Origin of the sequence: Hymenobacter armeniacus (assembly GCF_014699055.1) — a bacterium.
GTDB classification, from domain to species: domain Bacteria; phylum Bacteroidota; class Bacteroidia; order Cytophagales; family Hymenobacteraceae; genus Hymenobacter; species Hymenobacter armeniacus.
Map to the genome: position 1 here is coordinate 366,545 of NZ_JACXAC010000005.1, position 15,162 is coordinate 381,706.

Here is a 15,162-nt window from a genome sequence, read left to right on the forward strand (position 1 = left end):
GTTGACGAGGTACGAATGATTTCTCGATGTCTTAATCGACTATAGCGGAGTCTTTGTGTCTTAAAATCACCTGTTGGCCGAAAAAGAACGAGGAGCCGCCGTGCGTGTGGGAAGTTTGTGTCCAAAAATTAGACGCTTTTCTAATTTTTGGACACAAACTTCCCACACGTTATTTATGCATCTACTTCGACTCTCTTGTTTTCTAGCTTTGGCAGTTGGCGCTGGCGTTCCGGCCCGTAGTTGGGCCCAAAGCGAAATCACCAACACGGCCACCATCACCGGAACCATCCAAACCGAAAGGGGCGGGGCCCTCACGGGTGTGTCGATTACGGCGCTGCATCTGCCCACGGGCATCCGGCGCGTGGCCACCACCGACACGCGGGGAGTTTTCACCATCAGCACCCTGCTCACGGGCGGGCCGTATGCGCTGCAAATCAGCCAGCCCGGCTTCCGCGCGCAGGTCATCAACAACGTGTTTCTGAAGGCCGACGCGCCAGCCAGTTTTGCCTTGGTGCTGGCCCCCGACGTGGTGGCCGTGGGCACGCGCCGCCTCGACCGCACGGCCCTGGAGTCGGTGGCGCCCGTGGACGTGATTGACATGCGCGAACTGGCCCTGGCGGCCCCGCGCGTCGACAACACGCAGCTGCTCAACTACGCGGTGCCGTCGTTCAACTCGGTGCGCGAAACCTCGGCCGACGGCGCCGACCACGTGGACGCCGCCACGCTGCGCGGCCTGGGCTCCGACCAGGTGCTGGTGCTCGTGAACGGCAAGCGCCGCCACACCTCGGCCCTCATCAACCTGCTGGGCAGCCGCCCCTACGGCAGCGCCACCACCGACCTGAACACGATTTCCTCGAACGCCCTGGACCGCGTGGAAATCCTGCGCGATGGCGCGGCGGCCCAATACGGCTCCGACGCCATTGCCGGCGTTATCAACCTCAACCTGAAAAGCGACAACCACGGCGGCAGCGTCATGGTCAACAACGGCATCCATCAGTCGGGCTTGGGCTACAACACCACGCTGAGCCTCAACAAAGGCCTGAAGCTGGGCAGCAAAGGCTTCCTGAACGTGACCGGCGAAGTGGACTACCGCGGCTACACCACCAGCCCCGACTACGCCCGCGACCTGAATTCCTGGCCCGTGTACTCCAGCATTCGGGCCCGCGAAGACTCCTTCCTGCTGGCCAACAAAAAAACGGCCAAGGACTACCGCCAGCGCAACGGCGACGCCATCATGACCAACTACCGAGCCGTGTATAACGCCGGCGTGGAGCTGTCGGAGAAGGCGCGGTTCTATTCCTTCGGCACCTATAATTACCGGCGCGGCCAGGCCGTGGCGCCCTGGGTGCTGCCCAGTGCCAACCCCGCCGACCTGGGCACGCAGCCGGGCTTCAGCCTGGGCTACCAGCCCAACATCAATACCCGCATTCAGGATGGGGCCGCCGTGGTGGGCCTCGACCTCAAGCTGGGCCGCTGGGACCTGGACCTAAGCCAGAGCATCGGCACCAACCGCATGCGCTACGACCTCGACAACACCCTCAACCCCTCGCTGGGCGCCAAGTCGCCCACCTCGTTTGAGGCCGGTGGGCTGCAGTTCACCCAGGCCGTGACCAACGCCACGGCTAGTCGCCTGTTCGACAACGTGCTGGCCGGCACCAACGTGGCCTTTGGCACCGAATTCCGCAACGACTACTTCGAGATTGTGGCCGGCGACGAAAACTCCTGGAAAGACTATCAGGCGGGCCAGCCCGGCGCCTCGGGCGGCTCGCAGGGCTTCATCGGCTTCGACCCCACCTCGGCCATCGCGGGCAGCCGCCAGAACGTGGCCGGATTTCTGGACGTGGAAGCCGACGTGCTGAAAAACTGGACCGTGGGCGCCGCCGCCCGTTACGAGCGGTATTCCGACTTCGGCTCGGCCCTCATCTACAAGGCCACTACCCGCGTGCAGGCCACCAAGTGGCTGGCCCTGCGCGCCGCCTACAACACCGGCTTCCGAGCGCCCTCGCAGCACCAGCAGCTGTACCGGCAGCTCACGCTGCTGCCCACGGCCAGCGGCACCACCTACTCAGGCATCTACAACAACCAGAGCGACATTGCGCAGGTGGCCGGCATCAGCAAGCTCACGGCCGAGAAGTCGCGCAACGCCAGCCTGGGCCTGGTGCTCACGCCCACCAAGGACTTGGTGTTCACGGCCGACGCGTACCAGATTGACATCGACGACCGCATTTCGCTCACCAACGAGTTTGGTGCCGGCATTTCGCCGCAGCTCGACGACGCCCTCGACAAGGCCGAAACCACGAGCGTGCAGTTCTTCGCCAACGCCCTGAACACCCGCACCCGCGGCCTCGACCTGGTGGCCAGCTACAACCGCACGCTGGGCCGCGGCACGCTGCACGTCACCGCCGCCGCCAACTTCAACGAAACCACGCTGCGTAGCCTCAACGTGCCCACGCTGTTTCGGGGCATTCAGACCGATGAAATTGCGGGCAACAACTTCATCGGCCAGCGCCAGCTGTCGCTCATCACCACGGGCAGCCCCAAAAGCAAGCTGCTGGCCAGCGTGGGCTACGAAAGCGTGAAATGGGGCGTCACGGCCCGCTACACCCGCTTCGGTCAGGTGTCGTCCTACGATTTCAACTTCGACGGGCTGGAAGAAGGCAGCTACTACCTGGTGTTCAGCGCCAAATCCGTCACCGACCTCATCCTCACCTACAAGCCCGTGAAAGGCCTGACCCTGGCCGCCGGCGCCCAGAACCTGTTCAACGTGCGGCCCGACAACCTGCTGCAGGCCGCCAAAAACGGCCACGCCCCCGACGGCTTCGCCTCGGCGGCCGACTACCAGGCCTACTACCTCAAAACCTACGGCACGCCTTCGACCACGCCCTACGACCACGACATCCTGCCCCACCACATGGTGCAAATGGGCGCCAACGGGGCTTTTTTCTACCTGAAAGCGACGTACGCCTTTGGGCAATAAGTTTTTAAGTTGTTGCTTGCGAAGTGAATTCTCAGCCCATCCAACGTTAATTTTTCTTGCATGAACGACACTGCTACTCCTGCTTCGTCGCGCCTGGCCCGCACCGACCTGCTGCGCTCCCTGCAAAAGGCTTTTGGGCTGGCCGTGGCCGCCGAGCAGCCCGGCGCGCCCTCCGTGCCCGAGCTCATTGCCCAAGCCGAAGACCAGGGCCGCCGCCGCTTTCTGGCCAACAGTGCCCGGTTTGGCGTGCTGGCCGGCGCCACCGGCCTGCTGGCCGCCTGCGAAACCGTGGCCCCCGAGCCCGCTCCAAACCTCACGGCCTTCCGGGGCAGCAACGCCCAGGGCGGCGCGGCGCGGGTGGTGATAGTAGGCGCCGGCATGGCGGGCCTGAATTGTGCCCTCAAGCTGCAGAAAGGCGGCGTTCAGGCCAGCCTCTACGACGCCAGCACCCGCGTGGGCGGGCGGATTTTCACGGCCAAAGACCTGATGGGCAGCGGCCTCACCACGGAGCTGGGTGGCGAATTCATCGACAGCGGCCACGTCGACATGCTGAACCTGGTCACGGAATTCGGTCTGCCGCTCTACGACGTGGAATCGCCCAGCGAAACGGCCCTAGAGAAAGACACTTACTTCTTCAACGGCCGCCGCTATTCGCTGCAGGAGGTCATTCAGGCTTTCCAACCCTACGTGGCGCGCATCACCGACGACGTGCGGGCCATGCCCAACACCATCGTGTTCGACAATTACGGCGCGGCCGGCCCCTACGACCAACTGTCCATTGCCGGCTACTTCGATTCCATTGGCATGACGGGCCTGATTCGCACGCTGCTGGAAGTGGCCTACGTGACCGAATACGGTCTCGAAGCCAACCAGCAGACGGCCATCAACTTCCTCTGGCTGTTTTCGCCCGACACCCGCAAGGGCACGTTCGATATTTTCGGCATCAGCGACGAGCGGTACAAGATTCAGGGCGGCAACCAGCGCCTCACCGACGCCATGGCCCAGCGCCTGGCCGGCCAGATTACGCTGCAGCACAAGCTCACGGCCATTGCCAAGCCCGCCGACGAGTACCTGCTCACCTTCCAGCAGGCCAGCGGGGCCACCGTCACCGTGGCGGCCGACATCGTGGTGCTCACCATTCCCTTCAGCGTGCTGCGCCAGGTAAGCCTCAACTTGCCCTTGCCCGCTTGGAAGGTCAACGCCATCAACAACCTGGGCTATGGCACCAATGCCAAGCTGTTTTTGGGCTTCAACAGCCGCCCCTGGCGCACCAACGGCTGCACCGGCTACATCTTCTCCGACCAAGCCGCCCAGAGCGGCTGGGACGGCAGCCAGTTGCAGCCCGGCACCGCCGGCGCCTATACCGTATATGTAGGCGGCCAGGTAGGCGTCGACATGGGCACCGGCGCGCCGCAGTCGCAGGTGAACCGCTTCCTGCCCACGCTGGAGGCCGCCTGGCCCGGCACGCAGGCCCAGTACAACGGCAAGGTGGAGCGTTTCCACTGGCCCAGCCACCCGCTCACGCGCGGCAGCTACGCCTGCTACCGCCCCGGCCAATACACCAGCATTGCCGGGGCCGAAGGCCGCCCGGTGGGCAACCTGTTTTTTGCCGGCGAGCACTGCAGCGCTTATTTCCAGGGCTACATGAACGGCGCCGCCGAAACCGGCCGCCTGGCGGCCCAGGCCGTGCTGCAGGCCGCCACCACCAAAAAGGTGGCCTTGCTCTCGCGCTTCCGCCGCGCGGCGGTGCCCGTGTAGGTTAGCGGCGCCGTAGTTTACCAAAGTCCCTCGTTTTCGTCCGGAAGCGAGGGACTTTTTGGTATAATTGCTCCTTCAGATTAAGCTTGGCAAGGTATTTATTTTGCTTCTTTACCGTTGGCGCACCGTGGCTCTAATAACTTTGGGGGGCCATTGGCCTTTGTGACGCTTCTTTTTTAGCTATGACCATCAATACGTTTCGTGTGATGCGCCTGCTGGGCGCATTCTTTATCTGTTTCGCGCTGGCGGCTGCGGCATCGGCGCGCCCAGGCGTACGACCCGCGGCCGCGGCCGACATCCCGCCGCTCGACGGCATCTGGAAAGGCCAGCTGAAAGTGCCCGGCGGGCAGCTCGAAGTTATTTTCCGCTTCGTGAAGCTCACCGGCGGCGAGTACTTTGCCACCCTCGACGTGCCCCTGCAGAAGGTGAGCCGCATGGCCGTGAAAACCGAAGTGAAGGCCGACACCGTGCGCCTGTTTGCCGAAGAAGCCAACAGCCGCTTCATTGGCAAAGTATCGGCCGATGGCAAGCAGATGGTGGGCACCTGGCAGCAGCCCGGCTTTAAGGTACCCATGACGCTGACCTTTAGCGCCCTGCCCGCCATGAACGCCAAAAACGTGCGCCTCACCCCGCCCTACCGCGAAGAAGAGGCCACCTTCAGCAACCTGAGCGTGAACACGCGCCTCAGCGGCATGCTCACCATTCCGGCCGGCCCGGGGCCGTTTCCGGCCGTGGTGCTGCTCTCCGATGCCGGCCCGCAGGACCGCGACGGCACCGTGGGCGACTTTGCGCCCCTGGGCCTGCTGGCCGACTACCTTACCCGTCGTGGCGTGGCCGTGCTGCGCTTCGACGACCGCGGCGTGGGCAAGTCGGGCGGTACGCCCGCCGTCACCACCGCCGACCTGGTGAGCGACGCCCAAGCCGGCCTCAACTACCTGCGCACCCGCCCCGAAATCGATTTGGCTCATTTGGGCCTGGTGGGCCACGGCGAGGGCGGCAACGTGGCGCTGCTGGCCGCGGCGCAGCCCCTGCCGCCGGCCTTCGTGGTGGCGCTGGCGGCCTACGGCCTGCCCGGCCGCGACATCGTGGTGCAGCAGCAGGCCACCACCCTGCGCACCCTCGGCACGGAGACGGCCCAGATTGAGGCCGCCACCAAGCGCCAGCAGGCCATGCTCGAAATCATTCGCCAAACCACCGACAACGCCCAGGCCCAGGCCATTGTGGCCAACATGCTGAAGCAGAACAACGCGGCCATCGACAACGCCACCGCCCAGTCGAGCGCGGCCGAAATGACCTCGGCCCGCTACCGCTATTTCCTGGCCTTCAACCCCGTCGAGAAACTCAGCGCCGTAGCCTGCCCGGTCTTGCTGCTCAACGGTACCTCCGACCTTACCATCAACGCCGATGCCAACCTGAACGCGCTGAAAAATGGCCTGGGCAAGAACAAGGCCGTGACCGTGAAGAAGCTGCAAGGCGTGAACCACCTTTTCCAGCCCGATGCCACCAAGTGGCCCATCATCAACGGCCAGCCCCAGCCCAACTTCTCGCCCGAGGCCCAGGAAACCATCCGCGAGTGGATTGTGGCCCAAACGAAGAAATGATGCGGCACTTGCTTAAGTACGTGCTGAGGTGCAAGGGCCGCACGGGCTACCCACGGCCGGTACCAGATGCCGTAAGACACGAAAAGGGCCCTGCTGTGAAGCAGGGCCCTTCTTCATTAATACTTTAATGAGGTCGCTGAACGGCGGCAAAGCAGCACAGCACCCAATAATGCATTACTTAATCATGTCTACTTCGGCCTTAATCATGGCGTTGTAGCGGCGGCCCTGGCCGTTGGCCAGCGTGAGCAGGTTCCAGCCCTTGCCGATGGTGTAGCTCCAGGTGCGGCTCTCCTTATACTCGAAGGTGGGGCGCATAATCTGGCCGTAGGGCGTGTAGTTGTCCATGAAGTTGGTGGTGTAGAACTTGTCGCCGCCCACAATCCACTCCATGGCCACGAAGAAGCCTTCTTCCGGCGCCGGGATGTTGTAGGTGCTCAGGTCGATGGTGTACCACTCGCCGCCGCGCGAGGCCGAAACGACGACGTTTTCGGTGAGCAGGTCGGTGTTGGGGGCGTTGTAATTGCCGTCGGCTTTGTACAAGCGCACGCGGAAGGGCTCGCGCGGGAAGCCGTTCTCGCCGATGTAGAACGAGACCGTGCGCACGTTGCCCAGTTTTTTCTGCTTGTCGTTTTTCACGAAAAAGGCGTACTGGCTGCCGGGCAGGCCCTGAATCATGCCCTCGCCCGGGTTGTTCGACTTCGAGCCTAGCTCCAGGTTTTTCACCTTGCCGCCCTTCACCGTCACGTTGCCCAGCTCAATCACGCGCTTCTTGAGCTCGATGATGAGGTCTTCGGTGGCGCCGCGCTTGATGAAAATGGCGCTGCGCTCGTAGCCCAGCGTCATCACGATGAGGGAGTCCTGGCTGGTTTTTTCCAGACCGGCCAATTGGAAATATCCGTACTCGTTGGTGAGGGCACCGGTGCCCTCCTCACGCAGGCCAATGGAGGCAAACGGCACCGGGTCTTTGGTCTTGGCATCCACGACACGACCAGTAATGCGGTTTTCCTGCGCCCAGCTCAGCGCCGGCAATAGCAGCAGAACCCAGAATGCGAGAAAAGGTAAGCGTTTCATCATTGCCAAAAATAATATAGTTGGATGTCGACTGGCAAATTTACAAATTCCGAGCCATACTATTGCCATTGATAGTCAATGAAGGCAGTAATGAATTTGGGGAATGCAAATTGAAATCAGCAAGCTAAGCCCGCAAATTGGCCCGTATTGGCCTAAAAATACGTTCCAAATAGCTGGGTTGGATGTTGCATTTTTCCCGATAAAATTCCCAAACGAACACGGACTGGTTTGTTGCGTACCGGGGCCAACATTTATTCATTCACCTTTTTCTTTCTAACGTGAAAAAAAGCCTCCTTGCTCTGCTCGCGGCCGGCGCCCTGCTGGCCGGCTGTGAAACCAAACATTCTGAAATCTAAGACCAACTCGCCGAGGCTGGCCAAGACACCGCCGTGCTGGCCCGCGACGGCCAACCCGCCGCCAAGGTGGCCGCCGGCGCCGCCAATTCCGTCGACAACGCCTGGGACCTGACCAAAGCCAAGCTGGCCGACGTCAAGTTCAAGGAAATCACTTCGCCGGGCGTGACCGTGCGCGGCGACGATACTTACAACGTGTACAGCGTAGACGAAACCGTGCTGTTCGACACCGACAAGGCCGACATCAAGCCCGGCGCGGCCGAAACCCTGAAGCAGATTACCGGCTCCATTGGCCAGCGCTACGCCACCGGTCAGGTGCGCGTGATGGGCTTTGCCGACTCGCGCGGCGACAAAAACCACAACCAGGCCCTGAGCGAGAAGCGCACCGAAGCCGTGAAAAGCTACCTCGTGAGCCTGGGCGGCATCGACGCCGGCCGTGTGAGCGTGGAGCCCATGGGCGAAGCCATGCCCGCGGCCTCCAATGCCACGCCGGAAGGCCGCCAGGAAAACCGCCGCGTCAAAATCGCGGTACGCACCAAATAACCCGGCCGCGCCCTGCACCGCGGGGCTGCGAAAAGAAAGGCCCGGATGCCCCCGCATCCGGGCCTTTTTCGTGGCGGTTGGGAGGGCGGCGCGTTCCGTAGGGCCCCGGGCCAGCGTCAATACATCTTAAAATACCTTTTCTGAAAAGTGCTGCTCATTTTCGATGGTTGATAAACAGCGCCTTGCGGAAGAATACGGCCGTTTTTTTCTGAATGCGCGGCCGGCCTGCGTACCTTTAGGGTGCCATAAATGGATTCGTATTATTTGAGATGAACAGGTACTTATTTTGGGCTTTGTTGTGGCTGGCCGGGCCGTGCGCCGCGCACGCCCATGCGGTAGTTCCAACGGGCGATAACATCCCCCTTGCCGGATTGTGGAAAGGCAAGCTACCCGTGCTGGGCGGGCAGCTGGACCTCACCATCAGCGTGGTGCCGCTGGCGGGCGGCAAATACTTTGCGGCCCTCGACGTGCCGGCCCAGAAAATGACCCGCGTGCCCACCGAAGTCACCGTGCGCGGCGACTCGGTGCTGCTGGCCATACCCGGCGCCGGCAGCCGCTACGCCGCCCGTTTCGACCGCGAGAAAAACGAGCTCAACGGCACCTGGACGCAGGGCACCGTGAAGTCGGCGGTGCTGCTGAAACACTCGCCCATGCCCACGCTCAACGGCCCCAGCACCCGCCTGGCCCCGCCCTACCGCGAAGAGGAAGTGATGTTCAACAACCCGGTTTCGCGCCTCAACCTGAGCGGCATGCTGACCGTGCCTGCCGGGCAGGGCCCCTTCCCGGCCGTGGTGCTGGTGAGTGACGTGGGCGCGCAGGACCGCGACGGCACGTTCGGCGACTACCACATGATGGGCTCGCTGGCCGACTACCTCACGCGCCGCGGCATTGCCGTGCTGCGCTACGACGACCGCGGCGTGGGCAAGTCGGGCGGCAGCACCGCCACGGCTACCACCGCCATGCTGGTGAGCGACGTGCAGGCCGCCATCAACTTCTTGCGCTCGCGCCTGGAAGTGAACATCAGCCGCATCGGCGTCATTGGGCACGGCGAAGGCGCCGACGTGGCCCTGATGGCCGCCGGCGCGCCCCTGCCCCCGGCGTTTGTGGTGTCGCTGGCGGGCTACGGCCTCACCGGCGAGCAGACGCTGCTGCAGCAGCAGGTGACCGAGCAGCGCGCCCAAAAGATGGACCCGGCCAAGATTCAGGCCGCCTACGAGCGGCAGCGCACCATGTACGACATCATTCGGCAAACCAACGAGCCGCAGGCCAAGTCCATTGTGGCCAACATGCTGCGCCAAGACCACCCCGACCTCGACGCCAAGGAAGCCCAGGTGCAGGCCGTGAAGCTCCTCACGCCCTGGCGCCACTTTTTCCTGTCGTACGACCCCATTGCCGAACTCGACCAGGTGGCCTGCCCGGTGCTGCTGCTCAACGGCACCGACGACCAGGAAGCCCCCGCCGACCTGCATCTCACTGCGCTGGAGAAGGAGCTGAAAAGCGTGAACCGCGCTACCGTGTCGAAGCGCCTGCCCGGCGTGAACCACCTGTTCCAGCCCCCCAAAACGGAGTGGACCCTGATGAACGGCGAAATGAAACCCATGTTCTCCCCCGTCGCCCTCAACGTGATTCGGGAGTGGATTGTGGGACTGGGGGTGAAAAAATGATTCGTTGATGTGCTGATATGCTGCTCGTGCATCCTCTTTGCTGAATAGCTGAATAGAAAAAGGCCCGGCTTCACAGCAGGGCCTTTCTGTTTACGCGGCATGCATGCGCTATTCGGCACACATCAGCACATCAAAAAATCAGCACGTCATTTAATCATGTCGACCTCGGCCTTAATCATGGCGTTGTAGCGCAGGCCCTGGCCGTTGGAGGCGGTGATGAGGCTCCAGCCCTTGCCGATGGAGTAATTCCAAGTGCGGCTTTCCTTGAACTCGAAGGTGGGGCGCATAATCTGGCCGTAGGGCGTGTAGTCGTCCATGAAGTTGGTGGCGAAGAACTTGTCGCCGCTCACCACCCATTCCATAGCCACGAAGAAGCCTTCTTCCGGCGCGACGATATTATAAGGAGTGAGGTCGACGGTGTACCACTGCCCGCCCTGCGGCGCCGAGACGACGACGTTTTCGGTGAGCAGGTCGGTGTTGGGGGCGTTGTAGTTGCCGTCGGCCTTGTAGAGGCGCACGCGGAAAGGCTCGCGCGGGAAGCCGTTCTCGCCGATGTAGAACGAGACCGTGCGCACGTTGCCCAGCTTCTTTTTCTTGTCGTTCTTGACGAAGAAGGCGTACTGGCTGCCGGGCAGGCCCTGAATCATGCCCTCGCCCGGGTTGCTGGCTTTGGCGCCGAGGCCCAGGTTTTTCACCTTGCCGCCCTTCACCGTCACGTTGCCCAGTTCCACGGCCCGCTTGGGCACTTCGATGGTGAGATTGGTGAGCGGCACGCCGCGCTTTACCAGCACAGCTCGGCGGGCGTAGCCCAGGGCCACCACCACCAGCGAGTCGGCGGTGTTTTGGGTGGGCGCCGGCACAATGAACACGCCGTGCTCGTTGCTGAGCGCACCTATTTGCTCATTTTTGAGGCCAATAGAAGTAAAAGGCAGCGGCTCTTTGGTGTCTTTATCAACGATTACGCCCTTGATTTGAACCTGCTGCGCCCGGGCTACGGTTGCAGCACCGGATAAAAATAATGCTATAAAAAGTAGGCGTTTATACATAAGATGCTAGGTAGACCGAACAAAATTACAAATTAGAGAGCGGAAAGTTATTAGAAATTATTAGGACAAACAACCATTGCGGAGAAGCAGGGCCTTAGCGCTCGTAAAATTGCATTATTGCCGAGGGCCAAGAAGCCGGTAAAAAAATGATGGCGTCGGGAAAGCTTTTGCCTTCGTACCTTTGTTTGTATTCTTTCTAAATAAGCTTTCACGCATCTCCCACCCGTGGCATTATTCCGTCGTTCATCGCAACAGGTCGCCGTCAGCGCCGCCACCCGGCGCACCGCCAAAGACCTGCGCCTGGGCGAAAGCGGCACCATCTGCTGCCTGGAAGACCCCGAGATGGCACTGAAGCTGCTGGAAATGGGTTGCGTGCCCGGAGTGAAAGTGCGGCTCAGCGGCCGTGCCCCCCTGGGCGACCCGCTGATGCTGGTGCTGGGCGACCAGGAGTATACCTTATCGGTGCGGGCCAACGAGGCCGCCACCATTTTGCTGAAAGAATAGGGCGCAGCGTATGGCGGCGATTTTGAGCAACCCCTCGGCGGCGGAAGCCGTCGCCTTGCAAACCGGCCCGGCCGCCGGCGCGCGGCCCATGCGCATCGCCCTCATCGGCAACCCCAACAGCGGCAAAACCTCGCTGTTTAACCAGCTCACGGGCCTCAACCAAAAGGTGGGCAACTTCCCCGGCGTGACGGTGGACCGCAAGTCGGGCTTCGCGCAGCTGACCGCCACGCAGCGGGCCGAAATCGTGGACCTGCCCGGCACCTACTCGCTCTACCCCAAGAGCCTGGATGAAAAGGTGATTACCGACTTGCTGTACGACAAGACGTCGGCCAGCTACCCCGATTTTGTGGTGGTGACGGTGGACGCCAACAACCTGCGCCGGAGCCTGCTGCTGTTCACCCAGTTGGGCGACCTGGGCCTGCCCGCCGTGCTGGCCCTCAACATGATGGACGTGGCCGAGCGCCACGGCGTCAACATCGACCTGCCGGCGTTGGAGCGGGAACTGGGCGTGCCCATCATCCCGATGAACGCCCGCAAGGGCATTGGGGTGGCCGCGCTCAAGATTGTGATGGCCCAGCGGCTCGACGCGCCGCCCGTGCGCTGCTGGCAGCCCGACGAAAAGCTGCTGCCGCTCGTGCGCCAGATTCGCTACTACTTCGACCTGCACAACGACTACCTGGCGCTGCACTACGCGCAGCAGTTCCGCCAAATTGGTTTCCTGAGCGCCGACGACAAGGCGTACTTGCAGGAGCTGACGCAGAAATACGGTTTCGACGCCACGGCCCAGCAGGCCAGCGAAACCATTGCCCGCTACGCGCGCATCAACGAAATTTTGCTGGAAACGGTGACGGTGACGCGCACCGAAACCCGCGAGCCGGTGAGCAACCGCATCGACCGGGTGCTGACCCACCGCGTGGGCGGCTACCTGATTTTTCTGGCCATCCTGTTCCTGTTGTTTCAGGCCATTTTTGCTTGGGCGCAGTACCCGATGGACTGGATTGACCAGGGCATTTCGGCCCTGAGCGCGACCATTCAGGAAAACTTCCACGGGCCGCTTATTCGGTTGCTGACCGAGGGCGTGCTGGCGGGCCTGGGCGGCGTGCTCATCTTCATTCCGCAGATTGCGCTGCTGTTTGGCTTTCTGGCCATTCTGGAAGAGACGGGTTACATGGCTCGCGTCACTTTCTTGATGGACAAGCTGATGCGGCCGTTCGGCCTCAGCGGCAAAAGCGTGGTGCCGCTGATTTCGGGGCTGGCGTGCGCGGTGCCGGCCATCATGGGGGCGCGCACCATCGAGAGCTGGAAAGACCGGATGATAACCATCTTCGTGACCCCGCTGATGTCGTGTTCGGCCCGCATTCCGGTGTACACGGTGCTGGTGGCGCTGGTGGTGCCCGACGAGGCCGCCTGGGGCATCTTCAACCTGCGCGGCGTGGCCCTGATGTCGCTGTATTTGCTGGGCCTATTCTCGGCGTTGGCGTCGGCCTGGGTGCTGAAAAAGGTGCTGAAAGCCCGCGAGCGGAGCTACTTCATCATGGAATTTCCGGTGTACCAGTGGCCGCGCTGGAAAAACGTGGGCCTGACCATTTACCAGAAAGTGCAGGCGTTTGTGCTGCAGGCCGGCAAGGTGATTGTGGCCATTTCGGTGCTGCTGTGGGTGCTGGCCAGCTACGGCCCCGGGCAGCGGCAGGAGGAAGCCGTGTCGCAGCTTATGGTGCGGCAGAACATCGGGTTCAGCTCGCCGCAGGCCATGGCCCGCTACAACCAGGAGCACCCCGAATACAAAGAAGACCTGGCCCGCCGCGTGGCCTCGGCCCGCCTCGAAAATTCCTACGCCGGCACCTTCGGCCACCTCATTGAGCCGGCCATTCGGCCGCTGGGCTACGACTGGAAAATTGGCATTGCCCTGCTCACCTCGTTTGCGGCGCGGGAAGTGTTTGTGGGCACCATTTCCACCATCTACAGCGTGGGGCAGGACGCCGACATGGGCACGCTGCAACAGAAGCTGAGCGCCGAGAAAGACGCCAACGGCCAGCCGTTTTTCACGCCGGCCCGGGCGTTTTCGCTGCTGGTGTTTTACGTGTTTGCCATGCAGTGCATGAGCACATTGGCCGTGACGTACCGCGAAACCAAGAGCTGGAAGTGGCCCCTGGCCCAGCTGCTGTACATGACCGGGCTGGCATACGTGGCCGCATTTGCGGTGTACCAGGTGCTGAGCTGATTCTGGTATTTCCGAACACACAACTGTCCATTTCAAAACGAGGTGTCCAAAATTGGACACCTTTTTTAGTTGGCCTTCACTTGGGCTGGAGTTTAAATACTTAAAAATCACTTGATTATATAAATGGCACGGGGCTTGGCAAGGGTGAAGGGAAACCTCTCTACTGCTGCACGAAAATGGACAGAGCCATTGCCCCTTCAATCCAAAACCAACGCCGGCGCCGCCACTGGCTGCTGGGCGCCGGGGTGGCCGTGGTTGCCTTGCTGGCGGTGCTGGCCTTCCGCTCGGTGCTGAAACCGAGCCTGCGCCGGGCCGACCTACTGACGGCAACCGTCGAAACCGGCGACGTGGAAGCTTCTATCTCGGCCGCCGGCACCGTCATTCCGGGCCGGGAAGCCGTGCTTACCAGCCCCATTCAGAGCACCATCCGGCGGGTGGTGGTGGCCGTGGGTGCCAAGGTGAAGCCCGGCGAAACCATTCTGGAACTCGACAAAGAGTTGGCTAACTCCTCGCTGGCCAAGCTCGACGACGAGCAGCTGCGCAACCAAAACAAGAACTCGCAACTGCAGCTCACCCTGGAGCGCAGCCTGAACGACCTGCGCACCCAAGCCGAGGTGCAGGCCGCGAAGGTGCGCAGCCTACAATCGGCGCTGCGCGACGAACAGCAGCTGTTGAAAATTGGCGGCGGCACCGCCGAAAACGTGCGCCAGGCCGAGCTCAACCTGACCGTGGCCCAGCTGGAAGCCCAGCGCCTGGCCCGCCAGATACAGACCCAGCAACGCTCCAACGCCGCCGACGTGCGCGAGCTGGGCTACACGGTGTCGATGCAGCAGCGCAGCATTGCGGAGCTGGCCACCAAGCTGCGGCAGGCCGACATCAGCAGCCAGCAGCCCGGCGTGCTGACCTGGGTAAACGAGAGCATCGGCACCACGGTGCAGGCCGGCGACCCGCTGGCCCGCGTGGCCGACCTCAGCAGCTTCCGCGTGCGGGCCACCATTTCGGACAGCTACGCGGAGGACCTGCACCAAGGCGACCCCGTGGTGGTGCGGGCCAACAACACCGACCTGCGCGGCACCGTGACGACCATCAGCCCGAGCGTGGAAAAGGGCGTGGTGACCTTCTACGCCCAGCTCGACAACCCGCACCACCCGGCCCTGCGCGCCAACCTGCGCGCCGACGTGTTTGTGGTGACGCGCGCCCACCACGGCGTGCTGCGCGTGAAAAACGGCCCGTTTTACACGGGCGGCAAAGAGCAGCCGGTGTTTGTGCTGAAGGACGGCCGGGCGGTGCGGCGCACGGTGCGCTTCGGCGACAGCAATTTTGACTATGTGCAGATAGTGAGCGGCGTGCAGGCCGGCGAAGAAGTGGTGGTGTCGGACATGAAAGACCACCTCGACACGCCCGAGCTGACACTCAAAGACTAA

At 62.4% G+C, this 15,162-nt stretch carries 10 protein-coding genes; 8 read left to right on the forward strand and 2 right to left on the reverse strand.

Translation table 11 applies throughout. The features are described 5' to 3' along the window. The first annotated feature begins 208 nt into the window (after positions 1–208). The 3 genes from IC234_RS16255 to IC234_RS16265 all read left to right on the forward strand — a co-directional run bounded on the left by IC234_RS16255 (position 209) and on the right by IC234_RS16265 (position 6,336). Positions 209–2,977, forward strand: a complete 2,769-nt coding sequence (locus IC234_RS16255; RefSeq protein ID WP_190926608.1) for a TonB-dependent receptor — start codon at positions 209–211, stop codon at positions 2,975–2,977. Positions 2,978–3,037: 60 nt separating this feature from the next. Then, positions 3,038–4,735 carry an NAD(P)/FAD-dependent oxidoreductase gene (locus tag IC234_RS16260; RefSeq protein ID WP_190926611.1) on the forward strand — a complete coding sequence of 566 codons (1,698 nt, stop codon included), beginning with the start codon at positions 3,038–3,040 and terminating at the stop codon, positions 4,733–4,735. A 182-nt stretch (positions 4,736–4,917) separates the two neighbouring features. Continuing rightward, a complete protein-coding gene (locus IC234_RS16265; protein WP_190926614.1) occupies positions 4,918–6,336 on the forward strand; it encodes an alpha/beta hydrolase family protein in 1,419 nt (472 codons plus the stop codon). Between the two features lie 174 nt (positions 6,337–6,510). On the opposite strand, the gene IC234_RS16270 is transcribed toward IC234_RS16265, so the two are convergent. After that, positions 6,511–7,410, reverse strand: a complete 900-nt coding sequence (locus tag IC234_RS16270; protein ID WP_190926616.1) for a carboxypeptidase-like regulatory domain-containing protein — start codon at positions 7,408–7,410, stop codon at positions 6,511–6,513. 386 nt (positions 7,411–7,796) lie between these two features. On the opposite strand from IC234_RS16270, the gene IC234_RS16275 reads away from it, so the two are divergent. Further along, complete coding sequence (locus tag IC234_RS16275) at positions 7,797–8,303, forward strand: OmpA family protein (protein WP_190926618.1); 507 nt, start codon at positions 7,797–7,799, stop codon at positions 8,301–8,303. Between the two features lie 371 nt (positions 8,304–8,674). After that, entirely contained in the window at positions 8,675–9,967 is a 1,293-nt protein-coding gene (locus IC234_RS16280) for an alpha/beta hydrolase family protein (protein ID WP_190926620.1), read from the forward strand. Positions 9,968–10,113: 146 nt separating this feature from the next. On the opposite strand, the gene IC234_RS16285 is transcribed toward IC234_RS16280, so the two are convergent. Next, positions 10,114–11,013: a carboxypeptidase-like regulatory domain-containing protein gene (locus tag IC234_RS16285; RefSeq protein WP_190926623.1), complete on the reverse strand. Its 900-nt coding sequence runs from the start codon at positions 11,011–11,013 to the stop codon at positions 10,114–10,116. Between the two features lie 225 nt (positions 11,014–11,238). Here IC234_RS16285 and IC234_RS16290 point away from each other — a divergent pair, with 225 nt between their 5' ends. The 3 genes from IC234_RS16290 to IC234_RS16300 all read left to right on the forward strand — a co-directional run bounded on the left by IC234_RS16290 (position 11,239) and on the right by IC234_RS16300 (position 15,162). Next, on the forward strand, positions 11,239–11,517 hold the full coding sequence (locus tag IC234_RS16290) for a FeoA family protein (protein ID WP_190926625.1): 279 nt from the start codon (positions 11,239–11,241) through the stop codon (positions 11,515–11,517). A 10-nt stretch (positions 11,518–11,527) separates the two neighbouring features. Continuing rightward, positions 11,528–13,738 carry a ferrous iron transport protein B gene (gene feoB / locus IC234_RS16295; RefSeq protein WP_394354890.1) on the forward strand — a complete coding sequence of 737 codons (2,211 nt, stop codon included), beginning with the start codon at positions 11,528–11,530 and terminating at the stop codon, positions 13,736–13,738. 176 nt (positions 13,739–13,914) lie between these two features. Further along, positions 13,915–15,162 (forward strand): efflux RND transporter periplasmic adaptor subunit, encoded by a 1,248-nt coding sequence (locus tag IC234_RS16300; protein ID WP_190926627.1) that lies wholly within the window; start codon positions 13,915–13,917, stop codon positions 15,160–15,162.